Consider the following 16060-nt stretch of genomic DNA (forward strand, 5'->3'; position numbering starts at 1 on the left):
TGGCGTTGTCGTGTCTAAAGATATCCGCTGCTCCGTTACTCATGTACGCTCTGCTGCTCGACTTTGCTACTGCCTAGCTCTTCTTGAAGTTATACTATCGTCTATCAACTCTTCATTTACGAGCAGTATATTTAGCAGAATATTCCCACATAGGATTCCAATAGGTTTCCAATAATATTTTACTAGCTTCTATACTATCTACAATAATGCCAAATTGTTGTAATGATGTTGGGTAAAAATTATGACTACCAAAATAAAAAACTTTGTCATCTACTATCCAAAACTTATTATGGCTTCTTGCATTGGTATTAATACTATGATTATAACTTATATAAGCAAGATGGAGATGCTGTTTTAATTCTTGTTCGGCTACTTTACTCTCAACATGATAGTCAGAAACTATCGTATTAAGTATATAATCATATAAATATTGTAAATCTACATGATCTGAGTAATTAAATCTGAATAAGTTGCTGGTCACTATATATGTATCTACTGCATTATTATGTATAGCATATGCTATTGCTTGAATAATATTGCCATTAACAGTACTAATTGGTGGCAGTACTTTATCTAGCAGTGGATAATTACTCTCTTTAAAAAATAGGGCTTGTTGGCTAATTTTGATAGAGCGAGTAGCATTTTTTAGAGCAAATACCCTTGCAATTTCTGATTGATCAGCATCATCACCAATGCCAACTCCATTGTTCAATTTACTAATAAACATTGCCTGTACAGGTAATGAACTATTAATATTAAATTCGTTATTTAAGGAAATAGCTTTAGCACATTTTGTTGAAATATACCCCTTCTTATATGTATAACAACGGTTTACTGCTATATCTCGATGATGTTGTACATATTTCCATAATATATTAGCATAAGTTGTTGCCCCATTTACAACAGGTCCAAATATTTTAATATTGGCATCATTAACTGGCTCTGCTTGAGTGTAATCCTGACCAAATAAATTTTCTCCACCAGTGATTAATGTATTACCATCCACCGCAATAATTTTGCCATGATTCCAAGAGAAATCAAGAGAGATATCATGTTGTTTCTCTTGATTTCCACAATTGGATTTAAATGTACATGACCTAATATTAGCAATTGATATAATTAGTTTATTATTGGCTGGTAATTTAGAAATAATATTATTTAAATAGCTTTTCATCCATTCAGGTGGAACTTCTTTATACGTACCATATAATAAGCGTATAGTTATAAGATGAGGAGAATTAATGCTTTTTTTACCTAGCGTTATTATAGCATTTTTCAACATAGCAGTAAATGCTCCTGAACTAAAGTAATTTCTACCAAGAGTTGTAATGTCTACAGATGTAGTAGCATTAATAATTGTATTATACATAGTGTTTAACACATTATATGCATTTGTTAAACATAATGTTCTATTATCCAAAGTAAAATCAGCAGTCCGACAAGTACTGATTCCACGACAATCTGATTGAGTACGGCATGTTGGGACAAAAAATTGTGCATCTATCACGTTATCTCCAACTGGCGTAAGCCCTTCTCCATATTCTTCTAAAGCAGCACCCCAAATATTTGGCGTTTGCAGCAACCAATGATTTGGTACTAAATAATTGGTTGAAGGTTTATTATAAGTGATATTATTGTATTTTGGAGATGTTACTAATAAATTTTGATATATGCTATCAATTGACAATGGCTGTGCCAAAGCGGTTTTAATCGTAAATAATAAAAGTAATAGTTTAATAATTAATATATTCTTCATGGTTATTTAAACGTACAAATTTGAATAATAAGAACCTAGCAGAAATACTAATTGATATCTAGGAGAATTTAAAAGTCGGTCTTGTAACATTACTAATATATAGTTATCTTGAAATCTATAAAATGGCATGTTATAATTTTGTTTTTGGTCTTAGTGATCGATATAAATTGATATATTATATGTTATAATTATGGCTAACGTTTTTTTTAATGGTCCTGCTGGTCGGATCGAAGGGCTTTATACTAAATCTAGTAATCCTAAAGCTCCCCTTGCTTTATTATTACATCCGCATCCGCTTTACGGTGGCACTATGAATAGCAAAGTGGTTTACAATGTCTATAAATCATTAGTAGCTAATGGATTCACAGTACTCAGAATTAATTTTAGGGGCGTTGGACGTTCCCAAGGAGAGTTTGATAATGGTATTGGCGAAATGACTGATGCTGCAACAGCACTTGATTGGCTGCAACTTAACAACCCTACTAGCAGTCTAAATTTGATAGCAGGGTTTTCTTTTGGAGCATGGATAGCCATGCAACTTATCATGAGAAGGCCAGAGATTAATAATTTTATTGCGATATCTCCGCCAGTAAATAAATATGATTTTTCGTTCTTGTCTCAATGCCCTATTTCTGGTTTTGTAATACAAGGTGACAATGATAGTATTGTATCCGAAGAATCAGTGCTTGAACTAGTAGATAAATTATCTAAGCAAAAACATATAACTGTCGACTATAAGATTATCAAAGGAGCCGATCATTTTTTTCGGAACAAACTTGGTGAATTTACCCAAGCAATTAATGATTATTTACAATTAAGATTATTGAATAATCAGGTTACGCATTTAAAGAAGGATTTTTTAACTGAAGAAAATTTAGCAAATAAACCTTTGCAAAAAGTTTTCTTAGATTAACTTCAATTAGCAATTAATTACAAAATTGGATCTTTATGGCAAAAAATCAAGAAGAACTTAAACAATCTTTACATACTCAATTATTTACAACTTTAATAACACTTGCAAAGTCAAAAGGTGACGATCTAGATATAAATACTAGAATCTCTAAAAAATGTGGAAACCTTGCTAGTAGCGTGATAGCACTTGCTCAAGAGCCATCAGAATCCAATATTGATTTGTATAGAAAGAAAATGCGGAAACTTACACATTCTAAATACATTGTAGGTGAAGCATTAAAGGTAATAAAAGAGGCTTTTCCTGGAGATCAAAACCAATCACTAAGAGAACTAATAGATATTCCGCTTATGGATGCATTAGCTAAAAAAAATAAGCCAGCACGTCCAAAAAAGCTAAAAGAATCCCAAAAAGATCCACTTGAAGCTATGCTACGAGATAGAGTAACGGCTAAAAATACAAAATTTAAAAGAAAAGGCGATAAGCAAGCTGGTGTATCTGTTGGATATGTTGCTGAAGAACAAGGAACACAGAATATTTTCATGTTAAAAAGTTTCTATAAACAGCATGATGATTGTTTCAGCCTACAAACACACGAACAGCAAAAGCAAGCTTTAGCAGATCGGAATGATGGTGTGCGGGAGTTAATCGGTTCTTCTATGTATCAGTTTTTATTATATGATCGCACCCCTAAAGAGGCATTAGTAGTACCTGAGCAGGGCAGGTTCCCATTCATTGCTATACGTTCTAAATTTTTTGATAACGTGGTACAGCTTGCAGAATTTGCTAAGGGTCCTTATACTACTAGCATTGGAGAAAATGATCAAAAATTAAAAGAATTAGAAGGATTTGAAAAGGTTATTGCTGCTTGTCATATGTTAGGGGAATTGGATTATCATGCCGGTAATTTGATGGTGCAGGATGGGAAGACTGTAACTAAAATAGATCACGGTAGATCTTTTGCAATGTTTCACCAAGATTTTGGTGCTATGATTGAGGCAACACATAAAATGTTTTCACATAAGGGAGTTAACTATACTGAAGCTATTAAGGCAGGTAATTTATCATTTAACATTGAAAAATATAGTGAAGCATTAAAGCAAATGATAGGTCAGTTAGATGATCAGCAGATAGATGCTATAATTGATCAAAAAGTTGATGAATTGAAAAAACATGGGTTCTCTCCAAAAGGTCTCGTTGTAACAGCTAGATTTGAAGGTGATAAATTTGAAGAAAAGCAAATTAATGATTTTAATGAATTAAGCACATTTTATAAAGAACATATCAAGGAAAACCTCAATAATATGAAAGAGGTAGCAAGAGCAGCAGACATAGTGGCTAAATTTAGTGATGTATCGCCTGAATTTAAAAACGGTCAGTGGTTAGAAACTTTTGCTAAATCTCTTATTAAAGACCCGGTAGCCTATGCAGCTCACCATAATATTCAAATTGAAGGAAAAAGTGCTTTACAGTGGGCTAGCGAACATGATTATCAAATTAAAGTTCCTGCTCAACCTGTAACAACGACTGTTCAAGAACAACAATGGCAAAAGAGTCAAGATGGTAAATGGCAAGAGGTAGAAGTCTCGGTGTCGAAGGTTCAAAAAAGTGTAACAAGTTTGAATCCAACAGAATATGTTGCAGATATAGACAAACGTCTTGAATCTTTTGGAAAGAAAGTTGAGGATTTCATAAAAGAAACAGTAACAGCAAGTAACGAGAATGTTATGGCAAAACTAAAGAATTTTTATGACAAATTATTGACCCATCTTAAAAAAGAAAATTACCTTACTGATGAAGATGTTAAGAAAATAAAGCAAGATCCATATTATCTTAGGGATGTTGCAGAGACAGTTCAACTAATGGTAATGACGACCCCTAATTTAACTAATGTAGAGAAGATATGTTATAAGGCAGCAAATTTTTGTGAAAAAATAGGACTCCCTAGTTTATCGAAGCATTTGATGCATAAAATTACTCCTGAAAAATTGGCTAAGATAGATGACACAGAAAAGGTTGTAGCTGAAAGCCTAAAAATTAAAGAAATATTGTTAGAACCTATAGTAAAACCTGTAGCAGTAAAACCTATATCAGTGAAACCTACACCAACAGCTAGAATGGATAAAGCAAGATAAACAAAAGACCTTGCAGGGTATACTCAGATAGAAAATCAAGAATTGCGTTGTCGTCTTCAGGGATCATAGGTCAGAGCTGTCGAAAGTTCGAAGAGGCAGCGGTTTTAGAATTCATCATGACAGTTTAAAAGTTGCAGAAAAATAACCAAGGTCATTGCGAGGAGGCGATTCCATCGCCTCCTCTGGGTAGTGTTAACTTTTACCATAATGGCATGGCGGATAAAATAATGCCCCTAACTGGTATGGAAAATCTTATACCTACTGAGATAGAACAAAATCAATGTCGCGATGCCATATATAAGGCATTCTATATCGATATATTTAGGATGCAGAAGGAAAATAAAGAAATGACTGCCACTGAGGTGCAAATTAGAACGGAGGAGCAATACCGGTTAATGTCACCAATGGTTGGTAGAATCGAGACGGAATTTCTTTGATTAGGAATTATGAATAAAATACAAGGGTTGTATATGTATATATAACTCCATTTATTTGTTTGTTCAATATTATGCTTGCAAAACTCTTAAGAAAATAGTTTCCTATTACTTGTAATAATGTTGATATCATTTTTCTATTCCTTAAAGAAATTAAAAATATAAATACTATGTTTGGTTTTTTAGAAGTAGGTAGAGGAATCCAAATACTCTATGAATACGCAAAAGCAGAGATATTAGAATCAGATTTTTTTGATCTCCAGTCTAAATTCTCATTCCAATTTCGGATTAATGAAATTAATCCGAAATTGAGGTTATTAAGATTGTTGTAATATCGTTAACTAAAATTTATTTTCACTTTTAATATTATTTTTTCTTGCTATCATTAATAGTCAAGCTATTGATGGTAAGAAAAATGATAGGGTATCCTCAAGAACAAAGAAGTTTAAACAAAGAACAAAAAGAAGCTGTGAGGTTACTATCAATAGGCACATTCCTTGAATATTTTGATTTGATGATTTACGTTCATATGGCAGGGGTTCTTAATGAATTATTTTTTCCCAAAACTGATCCACACACTACTGCTTTGTATTCTGCAGGTGCTTTTTGTACAACTTACCTACTTAGACCATTAGGGGCTTTAATATTTGGATGGATAGGTGATAATATAGGGCGTAAATCAACAGTTATCATCACAACTTTCATGATGTCATCTGCTTGCGTTGTTATGGCTAATCTTCCTACTTACGAACAAGTAGGAATCGTAGCGGTTTGGATAGCGATTATCTGCCGGGCTGTTCAAGGTATGTCTTCTATGGGCGAAATAGTAGGGGCAGAACTTTATTTAACTGAAATGCTTGCGCCCCCAATACAATATGCAAGTGTTGGATTGATAGGGGCTTGTGCTGTCCTAGGAACAGTAGGAGCTTTGGCAATTTCTTCACTTGTTGTTTGTTATGGTATTAATTGGCGTATAGCATTTTGGATTGGTGCAATAATTGCATTTGTTGGTTCTGTTGCAAGAAAAAAACTTAGAGAAGCCCCAGAATTTGCCGATGCCAAACGTCGAATAAAAAAAGTTTTTAAAACAACTAATACAGATATAAATATTTTAAAAAACGATCCTATTTGGCAAGAAAAAGTTAATAAAAAAACTGTAATAGCTTTCTTTTTACTACAATGTGCCTTACCGGTATGTGTTTATTTTATTTATATATATTGTGGTAATATTTTAAAAACTAGCTTTGGTTACACAGTACCCGAAATTATTAAGCATAATTTTATTGTTTGTATAATGGAGTTGTTAATCACATTAATATTATGTTATTTAAGTTTAAAAGTTTATCCATTATTAATCATAAAAATTACACTGCTAATATTTTCTATTTTTATGATATTTTGTCCGTATTTATTGAATAATGTTAATTCTCCTTATCAGTTATTTTTTATTCAATTTTTTATAGTCTTATGGAAACAATGCTTAAACCCCGCTACTCCTATTTGTTTAAAAAGCTTTCCTATATTTAAACGTTTTACCTATGCTAGCATGACATTTTCTGTATCTCGTGCTATGATATATGTTATTAGTGCTTTTGGTTTTGTCTACCTTGTTGAGTGTTTTGGCAATTGGGGAATATGGTTTATTATAATTCCTATAATCATTGGTTTTACTTACGGATTATTGCATTTTGAAAACCTGACGAAAATAGCTAAAATCATCCACTCAAAAAACTGTATAGTCTAGAGCCGGTATGGAGTTAATAGGCAAATTTTTGTAACATAGATTTACTAATTGTTGTTCGGCTGTTGGTATTTCTAAGCGAATACAAAGAGTTATAAAATATCCTATAGTTTCCTTAACTACCTTCAGTGCCTTTTCAGGTGATCTAGCTCCTAGAGTTTGTAAGTTGTGAATGCGATCAAAAATTTTAATCAATGCTACATCATATTTTTCTTGTTGAACTAATAAATCTAAAATCTCTTTGGAGCTAATCTTGCCGTAAGGCTTGATTCTTGTTAGAGCTTCCACTTGGCTAGCAATTAGACTCCCAAAAATTTGAGTAATCATCTCTTCGGTAAGTTTTGTATCTTCGATCGTGTCGTGTAGTAAACTGGTAACGATCATGTTAGTGTTAAACAATTGGTGAACTGCTTGAGCTGTATAGCTAGCAAACATATAAGCTACTTCAATCGGGTGTGAGTAACATGGTTCACCTGATTGCCGCATTTGACTACCATGATATTTCTTAGCACAATAGATAGATTTGATAATTTCTCTGATATCTACTGGGTGAGTTACTTTTTCATTTAGTGAAATCAATTTACTAAGTAACTTAGCAGAATATTCGCAAGATTTAAACTTTATCTGCCAATTTTCAATATCTTCCATAAAATGCCTCTTTCGTTATTTTAATTCTACATTAAATTAAATATTTTCTACCCCTAGTTTTGTTATGGCTTTCTAGAGTCTCAGTTAACAGCTCTTCTACTTGATAACTAATATTTTCATTGTCATAATCTGTGAACTCTATTATTATTTTGCTTGTAATTTTATTATTAAACTCTAGAAGTCTCACCAGTGTTATTACTCCTTTATCAGTAATATTATTGCTACCAATATCCACTTGCTTTACAATTTTCATTATTTGTTAGAACTCCTGCCAGTATATCCGCCCCTTCATCACCAATATCATTGCCTATAAGACTTATTTGCTTTATGGTTTTATCACTTGCTAGAAATTCAGCTAGTATGATTAGCCCCTGAACACCTAATATTATTAAACCCAATATCTATATTAATCACACTATGATTATTCTCTAACGGTTTGAAGCATAGTTAGTTCCTCAAGGTCAATATCGTTGTTGCAAAGACGTATTGCGGTTATAAGCTTATTATCTTCTAAAACTTTGCTAAGTATTTTAATTCCTTCTAAACCTATACGAACTGCGATAAATTCTATATAAGTTATATTATTGCTCTGCAAAACTCCTTTAAATATTTGTGCCGCAATATTAATGATATTATTTATTTTTTCATTTGTAAAATTATTTTGTGGTTGATTTTTAACATCGTTAGTCATAAAATTAACTCCTGTTTTTTGTTTTGCGAAAAATAGACACTGAGGTTAGATTGTAATTTGTTCGATTGTCTTCTAACCTCGGTGCTGACACTACACCACGTAGTATCGTCTTGCATGAATACAATTATTTTTCCGCAGAGTAAAGGGAATTTTTTAAGTTTTTTAGAATAATGTTAATCTAGTAACAGTCGCTAAAATTGTTATTATAGTTTTTGATGGTTAATATTTTTGTTGTTCTGAACTTTCAGTGGAGTAGTTTTGGTTATTGTATTTTTAGGAAGATGAAATGAACTGGTGTCATATATCTAGGCTCTGAACAAAATTTAAATTACTCTATTTTAACTTTTTAGCTGCAAATTATAAGATTTTTTTGAAATAGGATTAACTATTATGGCAAAAATCTTACTAACTTTCGACAGTTATGCACTCCGGTGTTCGACACTCGTACTCCGAGTAGCAATTTAGTTTTGGGAAATGGTATAAGTTCATAGTTTAATCCCCACAATCCATACCTCATCAGGGTTTTACTATTGCAAGAGGTAGGTCAGATGTGATTACAATAGAGGATCAAACACTGCTTACAATTTACACTCTACTTACTTCAGGAGTAATTTTAGCATTAATCTAGTAGTAGGTTCATGTAGTTCTAGTACTTCTATATTTTCATAAGCCTCAGATGCTAGAAATGTTATAATACAGGTGTTGATTTTTTAGTAACGAGCCTTGACGCGGTTAGATATACAAGATATAATAATGTACTAAATTTTTTTATCAAATAGTATTAGTGCTAACTATATTTAGTGATATAGTATACAAATTAACAAAATAGCAATAGCAGAAAATGTTTAATCGAATATATACTCAAGTTCTAAAAAAATCCCCTTGGGGAGATTCTGAAGAGGAAGAAAAAAGTGAATATAATATATTTACTAGACCAAGGAAAAAAAATAAGTTTAACCTTAATGATTTCTATAATAAGTTTGGCTTCAACAATAACATAATGGTGTTAGTTTTGTTGTCGTTAGTTGCTGTTTGGTTTGCCTCCGGAGTTTATGAAGTTAAGGAAGGAGAGGAAGCTGCAGTAATGAGGTTTGGTAAGTTCGTTCGTAAAGGATTCCCTGGTTTGAATTATCACCTTCCCTTACCGTTTGAACAGGTAGTAGTTGAGAAGGTAAACCAGTCTCGTAGAATTGAGATCGGCTATAGATCAACAAGTAGCCTTAGGTCTAATATGGACAACACCAAAGCTGTGGCTGCTGAAAGTACTATGCTTACTGGCGATGAGAATATTGTTGCACTAAATTGTGATATAATGTGGCATATTACTGATTTAGAAAAATATATTTTTAATATTGTTAATCCAGAAGATTCTGTAAAAACAGCTGCTGAAAGTGCTATAAGAGAAGTTATAGGCAATACTCCTATCTCTTCGATATTATCAGACCAAAAACAAGAAATCACTAATAAGATTGAAGCTTTAACACAGAAAATACTTGATCATTATAATGCTGGTGTTGGTATTGAGAAAGTGCAGTTACTAAAAGCTGAACCGCCAGCTGAAGTAATTGATGCTTACAGGGATGTACAAACTTCTAAAGCTGATAAAGAACGTGAGATAAATCAAGCACAATCCTATAATAATGATATTTTACCTAAAGCTAGAGGGCAGGCGGCTAAAATTGTTCAAGAAGCAGAAGGTTACAGACAAGAGGTTATCTCAAGAGCTGAAGGAGACAGCAAAAGGTTTGCTGCTGTCTATACACAATATGTTGCTAATAAGTCAATAACTAAGGATCGCCTTTACTTAGAAGCTATAGAAAATATTCTAACGGATACCAGCAAAGTTATTATGGGTACTAATGGTGTTTTGCCACATATGGCAATTCAGCAAAATAAAATTAAGGAGTAGTGCTGGATGAAGACAATTTATTATATAAGTTTCGTAGTTTTCGGATTATTATTATCAGTTACCAGTGCTTTATTTACTGTTGATCAACGCCATTCCGCTGTGGTATTTCAATTTGGTGAGGCAATGAGGACCATTGAAAGTCCAGGATTAAATATCAAGATTCCATTTATTCAAAATGTTGAATTTTTTGATAAACGTATCTTAAATGTAGAGGCGGAAGCAAAAGAGCTAACTGCTTCTGATGGAAAAAGGGTAATCGTAGATGCTTTTGCCAAATTTCGTATTGTTGATCCTGTGATGTTTTACAAAACTGTACATAACTACCAAGGTGTTAAAATTAGACTTAATAAAAACCTAGAATCTTCAATGAGAAAAGTTATAGGTAGATTACCTTTGACTAGTCTTCTTACAAGTGCAAGGTCTGACATAATGTCAAATATCTTAAATCAGGTTAATGAGGAAGCAAAGAATTTTGGACTTGATGTAATTGACGTTAGAATCTTAAGAGCTGATTTACCGAAAGAGAATAGTGCAGCAATTTATCGCCGCATGCAAACTGCTCGTGAAAAAGAAGCTACCCAAATAAGAGCTGAAGGGCAAGAAGAAGGGGCTCGCATAAGATCAAGAGCTGACAAAGAAAGTAAAATATTACTTGCTGAAGCTTATATGCAATCTCAAATCATAAAAGGTGATGGTGACATGGAGGCAGCTAAGATATATAATCTTGCTTATTCTGTTGATCCAGAATTCTATAAATTTTATAGATCCTTGGAAGTATATAAAAATACTTTAAAGAAAGATGATACTTCTTTTGTGTTGTCTCCGGAAGCAGAGCTATTTAAATATCTAAATTTGGGTAAATAGGATGACTAGTAATTAGGTAGATGATATGGTTCAAAATATTTGTAAGTTTAACAATTTACTAAGGTATTTAATTAAGTATTTAATTGCCACTTTTCTGATGACTATGTGGTTGGCATCTTCTGTTTTTGCTAAAGATATTCAGTCAAGCAAAATTACTCCTGAGGAATCTAGTAATTTACAGTCAGTGCCAATAAAGATACCTGAATCCCATAATTATAGTTTTGCAGACATTGTTGAGCCACTTATTCCAGCTGTGGTAAATGTGTATACAGTACAATATAACCAAAAATCAGAAGATTCTCATAAAAAATCTTTCGAGCGTTTTCCATTTGATCATTTTAATGAACTTTTGGAGCGTTTTAATCTACCTTTTGATTTTGATGAGATGTATTCCAATCCTAAATCTGTTCCCCTTGGCTCTGGTTTTATTATAGATTCTACAGGTTTTATTGTTACCAACCATCATGTAGTTGCAAATACAGATGAGATTCACATAAAATTAACGGATAATAGGGAGCTATCAGCTAAATTGGTAGGTAGTGATAAAAAAACTGATCTTGCTCTTTTAAAAATTGAGATTGAAACTCCTTTGCCTTTTGTAAAATTCGGTGATTCCAGTAAAGCTAGGGTAGGAGATCAGGTTATTGCTATTGGTAATCCTTTTGGTAGACTTGGAGGAACAGTAACTGCTGGTATTATATCTTCAAAGGGACGTGATATTGATAACACTAACGGTATAGTAGATGATTTTATACAGACTGATGCGGCTATTAATAATGGTAATTCCGGTGGACCAATGTTCAATATTAATGGTGAAGTTATAGGAGTCAATACAGCAATATTTTCACCTTCTGGGACTAGTATTGGTATTGGATTTGCTATTCCATCTAATACTGCTAAATCAATTATTGACCAACTAAGGCAAAATGGAAAAATTAATCGTGGTAGGCTTGGGGTAGTAATTCAAGAAGTAACTAATGAAATAGCTGAAGGGTTTGAGTTAAAAGAAGCTTCGGGAGCGTTAGTAGTGGAAGTACAAAAAGATGGTCCAGCTGATCAATTTGGTATAAAACCTGGGGATGTAATAATAGAATTTGCTGGACAACCGGTAAAAAATTCTAGGAGATTGCAGGTAATGGTTGCTGAAACTACCGTGGATCAAGAGGTAAAAATTATCGTTGTACGCGATGGCAAAAATCAAGAATTAAGTGGCAAGATTAGTAGTGAAGAGGATCTAGAAGGTAAAAAAGTAAACGACAAGGTAAGCGATAAAACTTCTGATAATAAATTTTCTGTTGTAAAAAATAATGTTACTTTTAGCAATTTAACAGATAATCTTAAACGAAAATTTGCCATTAAAAGTAAAGTCGAGGGCATTATTGTAACTGATATCGCAAAAGATGGAAAAAATTATGGTTTTAAAATTGGTGATTTAGTAATAGCGAGTAATCAACAACCTATAGCTTCTATAGATCAATTAAATGTATTGTATGACAATGCCCAATCTATTAAAAAGCAAAATATAATCTTGTTGGTACAGAGACGGGGTGTTTCTATGTTTATAGCCTTGCCAGTTACCAAATCTGAAAATTAGTAGTAATGAAGTCAGTATGGATAATGATTTTAAAATAGCAGTATTAAGTTTTTATAGTTTTACTAACCTAGAAAACCTTGAGATTTTGCTGCCAAAGATTTTACTTATTGGTAAAAAAAGAAGAATTAGGGGTACTATTCTTTTAGCTCCAGAAGGATTTAATGGTTCAATTTCTGGGACAAAAGAAGAGGTAAATTTTTTAGTAGATGAAATTATAAAACTTACATCTGCGGAAGATGTAAATATTAAAATAAATTATTGTGATATCCATCCTTTTCAAAAATTAAAAGTAAAGCTGAAAAAAGAAATTATTGCTATGACAGTTGGGGATCTTGATATTGCAAATCTTAAAGGAGAGTATATTGAACCAAAGGACTGGGACAAGTTTATTAGCCAAAATAATGTGGTATTAGTAGACACTAGAAATGACTATGAGGTTTGTGTAGGTACTTTTAAAGGGGCTATAGATCCGAAGACAGAAACGTTTAAGCAATTTCCCAAATGGGTAGAGCAGAATAAAGAATTACTTGCTGGAAAAAAAGTAGCAATGTTTTGTACTGGTGGGATTAGATGCGAGAAATCAACAGCCTATTTGAAGACACTGGGTTTTAATGATGTGTACCATCTTAAAGGCGGTATTTTACAATATTTAGAAGTGACCCATAATCGTAATAGGTTATGGCAAGGAGAATGTTTTGTATTTGATGACAGAAGAGCTGTGGCAAGTGACTTGTCACCAGCTGAAGGACATTGGTTGGAACGTGGTAATCAATAGATATCTTTGGCAAACTCTACTTCTGTTGGTAATTTATTCATGCTCCCGGTACTCTGCTCCTCACGTACATTTTGCGCATAAGCGAGTTTCGAAAGATATCTAATAAGCTATTATAGGCAGGGTCAGATTTTAATATGAATTGTCATCCCAACATAGGCTAATATCTAAAAAAATAGCCTAGAAGGATGTGTTAAGTATTATAGCCCCCTGCCTACATGGTGATAACATGGCGAGTAAGCTGCATCGAAGCAGGGATGATATTTAGTCTCTTAATTATCTTGAATAGAGTTCAACTACTAAATGTACTTCTGGTTCAAATGGGTACGGAACATCAGAAATTACTGGGATTCTGACAAACTGACCAGACAATGAATTGGAATCAAAAGTTAAATAGCTTGGTACAATGTTTCCTTGTTTGCTAGCTGTCTCGAGTATTACAGGGATTTGTTTTGCTGATTCCTTTAGCTCGATGACATCTCCTTCTTTTAGTCTTATACTTGGGATATTAACCTTTTTACCATTCACTTTAATGTGACCATGGGTAACAAATTGTCTTGCAGCAAAAATCGTTGGTGCAATATTCATTCTGTATATAACAGCGTCAAGCCTTCTTTCCAACAGGGCTATAAAATTTTCACCCGTATTGCCTTTCATTTTTTGTGCGAGAGTAAAAGTATTTCTAAATTGCTTCTCGTTAATTCTACCATAATGGCATTTAAGTTTTTGTTTAGCCTTCAAATGTAGACCATAATCAGAAGTTTTAACCATACTATTCTGACCATGTTGACCAGGACGATAATTTCTTGTATTGAAGGCATCTTTACTATCGCCCCACAGGCTTACACCAAGTCTTCTGCTAGCCTTATATTTAGAATTAATAATTTTTGTCACGCTCTATGTCTCATAATTTTGATATCATACTGACGTCATTATGACGTTAATTTAAGTATACTCTTCTGCTTTGAAAAATTGTTTTTTGAAAATATCATGGATTCGCATGCGTAACTATACTATATGTACGTTCCGCTTGCTCACCATTCATTAGACTTCTTTCGAAACTCTACTTCTGCTGGTGATTTGTACGTCAATGCGGTACTCGAATCCTCACGTACATTAGAGTACGCTGCGGGTCGAGATTCCGCGTCTCCTTCACACCCTTGTGCATAAGCGAGTTTCGAAAGAAGTCTATTTTCAAATCCAATTCTTCAAATCATTTAAGTATATACATTTTAACAATTAAAGTCAATTCCTCATTTTTTGAAATTATGGAAGTGTCTGCGAATTCCTCAACATAAGCAAATTATACAAGAGGTCTATTCTAATTCCGTGATTTTATCGGATGGTTCGAGCAACTGGGCATCAATAATTTCAGATTTTGATGAAACAAGCTGATAACGCTCTATAGGATGCTGAATTGTTTTGTTACCAATATCTATGCCTAATTTTTGAATATTCCTAGCCTTAGATAAAAAATGTCGATTAAAAGAAGCGGCAAATTTATCATAATTATTGACTATATGCTGAATATTATTGCCAAGTTTCTGCGAATGCTCCGCTAACGAAGCAATAGAGGTCAATAATTTTCTTACCTCTTCTATAATTAATTTGTGATTTTCTGACCGTCTATAATCTGAAATTTGGAATTTAGCAAATGATAGCATATTCATAAGTCCTGCTGGACCAACTGGGAAAATATTGCTTTTCCAAGCCTTGTATAAAAAATTATTATCTGCAATCAGAATTTTTTCAATTGCTTGTTCAGTAGGGACAAACATCAAAGTAACTATATTAGAAAAATGTTCTTTTTTATCTTGGAAACTAACTAAAATATTTTCCGCGTAATCTTTACTATTTAAGGATTTTAAATGATTATTCATGGTTTTACTAAGATTAGAACTATCTTGCCCTAAATCTACTAAAAACTTTGAAGCTTTTGCATCTATAACCATTAAGTTACCAGAAGGTAAGAAAACTAGGGCATCTGGTCTAAGTTTTAAATTATCGGTAGTTGTCACAGAATATTGTATGATAAAGTCTAAATTAGAACGTAGACCTGATGATTTTAGAATGTTCTCAAGAGTAATTTCAGCAAGTAATCCAGCTCCAGATGGAGAAAGAAGGGATTGTTTAATAATGTCTACTGTTCCTTTAGATTGTTCGATATCCCTACTTAATGACCCAACCATGTTTATTAAACGTTCAAACTCGTTATTAAATTTGCTTGTTGCCCCCGAAATATTTTTTTCTGATAATTCCCTTGCTTCTTGATTTTCCCGTCTATGAATTTCAATTAATTGTTTAGACAATTCATTACCAAGATCAAATAAAGCATTTTTTGCCGATGCATATGACTCCTGTCTTGCTTTATCTGCTTCAGTTATCAATTGATTCTGATAGTCTACTTTACTAGATAATTGCTCAATTTTTTGTATATAAGAAATTTTCTCTTGCTGCAAAATTTGATTCTGCTTATTTGCTTCTAAATAGTTATTTGATAGAAAGCCTAATTCTGCATTTAATTTGGTTGTCTTATGATAAAACCAAGCAAATAAACCAAATAAAACAACAAGTCCGGTAGTAAGCAATAATGGAATATAACTCAT

The 16060-nt window shown here is 32.8% G+C and carries 16 protein-coding genes; 9 read left to right on the plus strand and 7 right to left on the minus strand.

Going from position 1 to position 16060, the window contains the following annotated elements; translation table 11 throughout:
• Window positions 1–112 precede the first annotated feature (112 nt).
• Window positions 113–1756 (minus strand): hypothetical protein, encoded by a 1644-nt coding sequence (locus AAGD53_RS01345; RefSeq protein WP_341762995.1) that lies wholly within the window; start codon window positions 1754–1756, stop codon window positions 113–115.
• Between the two features lie 190 nt (window positions 1757–1946).
• Between AAGD53_RS01345 and AAGD53_RS01350 the strand changes: the two genes are divergently transcribed.
• From AAGD53_RS01350 to AAGD53_RS01370, 5 genes are all read left to right on the plus strand, one after another.
• Window positions 1947–2669 carry an alpha/beta hydrolase gene (locus AAGD53_RS01350; protein ID WP_341762996.1) on the plus strand — a complete coding sequence of 241 codons (723 nt, stop codon included), beginning with the start codon at window positions 1947–1949 and terminating at the stop codon, window positions 2667–2669.
• Between the two features lie 35 nt (window positions 2670–2704).
• Window positions 2705–4801, plus strand: coding sequence for a hypothetical protein (locus AAGD53_RS01355; RefSeq protein WP_341762997.1), 2097 nt, complete (start codon window positions 2705–2707; stop codon window positions 4799–4801).
• 212 nt (window positions 4802–5013) lie between these two features.
• Window positions 5014–5238, plus strand: coding sequence for a portal protein (locus AAGD53_RS01360; RefSeq protein WP_341761959.1), 225 nt, complete (start codon window positions 5014–5016; stop codon window positions 5236–5238).
• A 167-nt stretch (window positions 5239–5405) separates the two neighbouring features.
• On the plus strand, window positions 5406–5567 hold the full coding sequence (locus AAGD53_RS01365) for a hypothetical protein (RefSeq protein WP_341762998.1): 162 nt from the start codon (window positions 5406–5408) through the stop codon (window positions 5565–5567).
• A gap of 83 nt (window positions 5568–5650) precedes the next feature.
• The gene (locus tag AAGD53_RS01370) at window positions 5651–6979 is read left to right on the plus strand and encodes an MFS transporter (RefSeq protein WP_341762999.1); all 1329 of its coding nucleotides are present in this window, start codon (window positions 5651–5653) and stop codon (window positions 6977–6979) included.
• Here the strand turns inward: AAGD53_RS01370 and AAGD53_RS01375 are convergent.
• Genes AAGD53_RS01375 through AAGD53_RS01390 form a run of 4 tightly spaced genes read right to left on the minus strand, consistent with a single transcriptional unit; the run spans window position 6959 to window position 8315 of the window.
• Window positions 6959–7624, minus strand: a complete 666-nt coding sequence (locus tag AAGD53_RS01375) for an HD domain-containing protein (protein WP_341763000.1) — start codon at window positions 7622–7624, stop codon at window positions 6959–6961. The two genes, AAGD53_RS01370 and AAGD53_RS01375, sit on opposite strands and share 21 nt — an antisense overlap.
• Before the next feature lie 31 nt (window positions 7625–7655).
• A complete protein-coding gene (locus AAGD53_RS01380) occupies window positions 7656–7877 on the minus strand; it encodes a hypothetical protein (RefSeq protein ID WP_341763001.1) in 222 nt (73 codons plus the stop codon).
• On the minus strand, window positions 7846–8022 hold the full coding sequence (locus tag AAGD53_RS01385) for a hypothetical protein (RefSeq protein ID WP_341763002.1): 177 nt from the start codon (window positions 8020–8022) through the stop codon (window positions 7846–7848). Before AAGD53_RS01385 ends, AAGD53_RS01380 begins: the two co-directional genes overlap by 32 nt.
• 23 nt (window positions 8023–8045) lie before the next feature.
• A complete protein-coding gene (locus AAGD53_RS01390; RefSeq protein ID WP_341763003.1) occupies window positions 8046–8315 on the minus strand; it encodes a hypothetical protein in 270 nt (89 codons plus the stop codon).
• 841 nt (window positions 8316–9156) lie between these two features.
• On the opposite strand from AAGD53_RS01390, the gene hflK reads away from it, so the two are divergent.
• Genes hflK through AAGD53_RS01410 form a run of 4 tightly spaced genes read left to right on the plus strand, consistent with a single transcriptional unit; the run spans window position 9157 to window position 13457 of the window.
• Complete coding sequence (gene hflK / locus AAGD53_RS01395; protein ID WP_341763004.1) at window positions 9157–10224, plus strand: FtsH protease activity modulator HflK; 1068 nt, start codon at window positions 9157–9159, stop codon at window positions 10222–10224.
• Window positions 10225–10230: 6 nt separating this feature from the next.
• The gene (gene hflC / locus AAGD53_RS01400) at window positions 10231–11088 is read left to right on the plus strand and encodes a protease modulator HflC (protein ID WP_341755183.1); all 858 of its coding nucleotides are present in this window, start codon (window positions 10231–10233) and stop codon (window positions 11086–11088) included.
• A gap of 25 nt (window positions 11089–11113) precedes the next feature.
• Window positions 11114–12682, plus strand: a complete 1569-nt coding sequence (locus tag AAGD53_RS01405) for a Do family serine endopeptidase (RefSeq protein WP_375332539.1) — start codon at window positions 11114–11116, stop codon at window positions 12680–12682.
• A gap of 16 nt (window positions 12683–12698) precedes the next feature.
• Window positions 12699–13457, plus strand: a complete 759-nt coding sequence (locus tag AAGD53_RS01410; RefSeq protein WP_341763005.1) for a rhodanese-like domain-containing protein — start codon at window positions 12699–12701, stop codon at window positions 13455–13457.
• Window positions 13458–13730: 273 nt separating this feature from the next.
• On the opposite strand, the gene rpsD is transcribed toward AAGD53_RS01410, so the two are convergent.
• Together rpsD and AAGD53_RS01425 are read right to left on the minus strand one after the other, a co-directional pair.
• Window positions 13731–14348 (minus strand): 30S ribosomal protein S4, encoded by a 618-nt coding sequence (gene rpsD, locus AAGD53_RS01415; RefSeq protein ID WP_341755185.1) that lies wholly within the window; start codon window positions 14346–14348, stop codon window positions 13731–13733.
• 422 nt (window positions 14349–14770) lie between these two features.
• Window positions 14771–16060, minus strand: a complete 1290-nt coding sequence (locus AAGD53_RS01425; RefSeq protein ID WP_341763006.1) for a DNA recombination protein RmuC — start codon at window positions 16058–16060, stop codon at window positions 14771–14773.

Source organism: Candidatus Tisiphia endosymbiont of Melanophora roralis, from assembly GCF_964026575.1.
Lineage (GTDB): Bacteria > Pseudomonadota > Alphaproteobacteria > Rickettsiales > Rickettsiaceae > Tisiphia.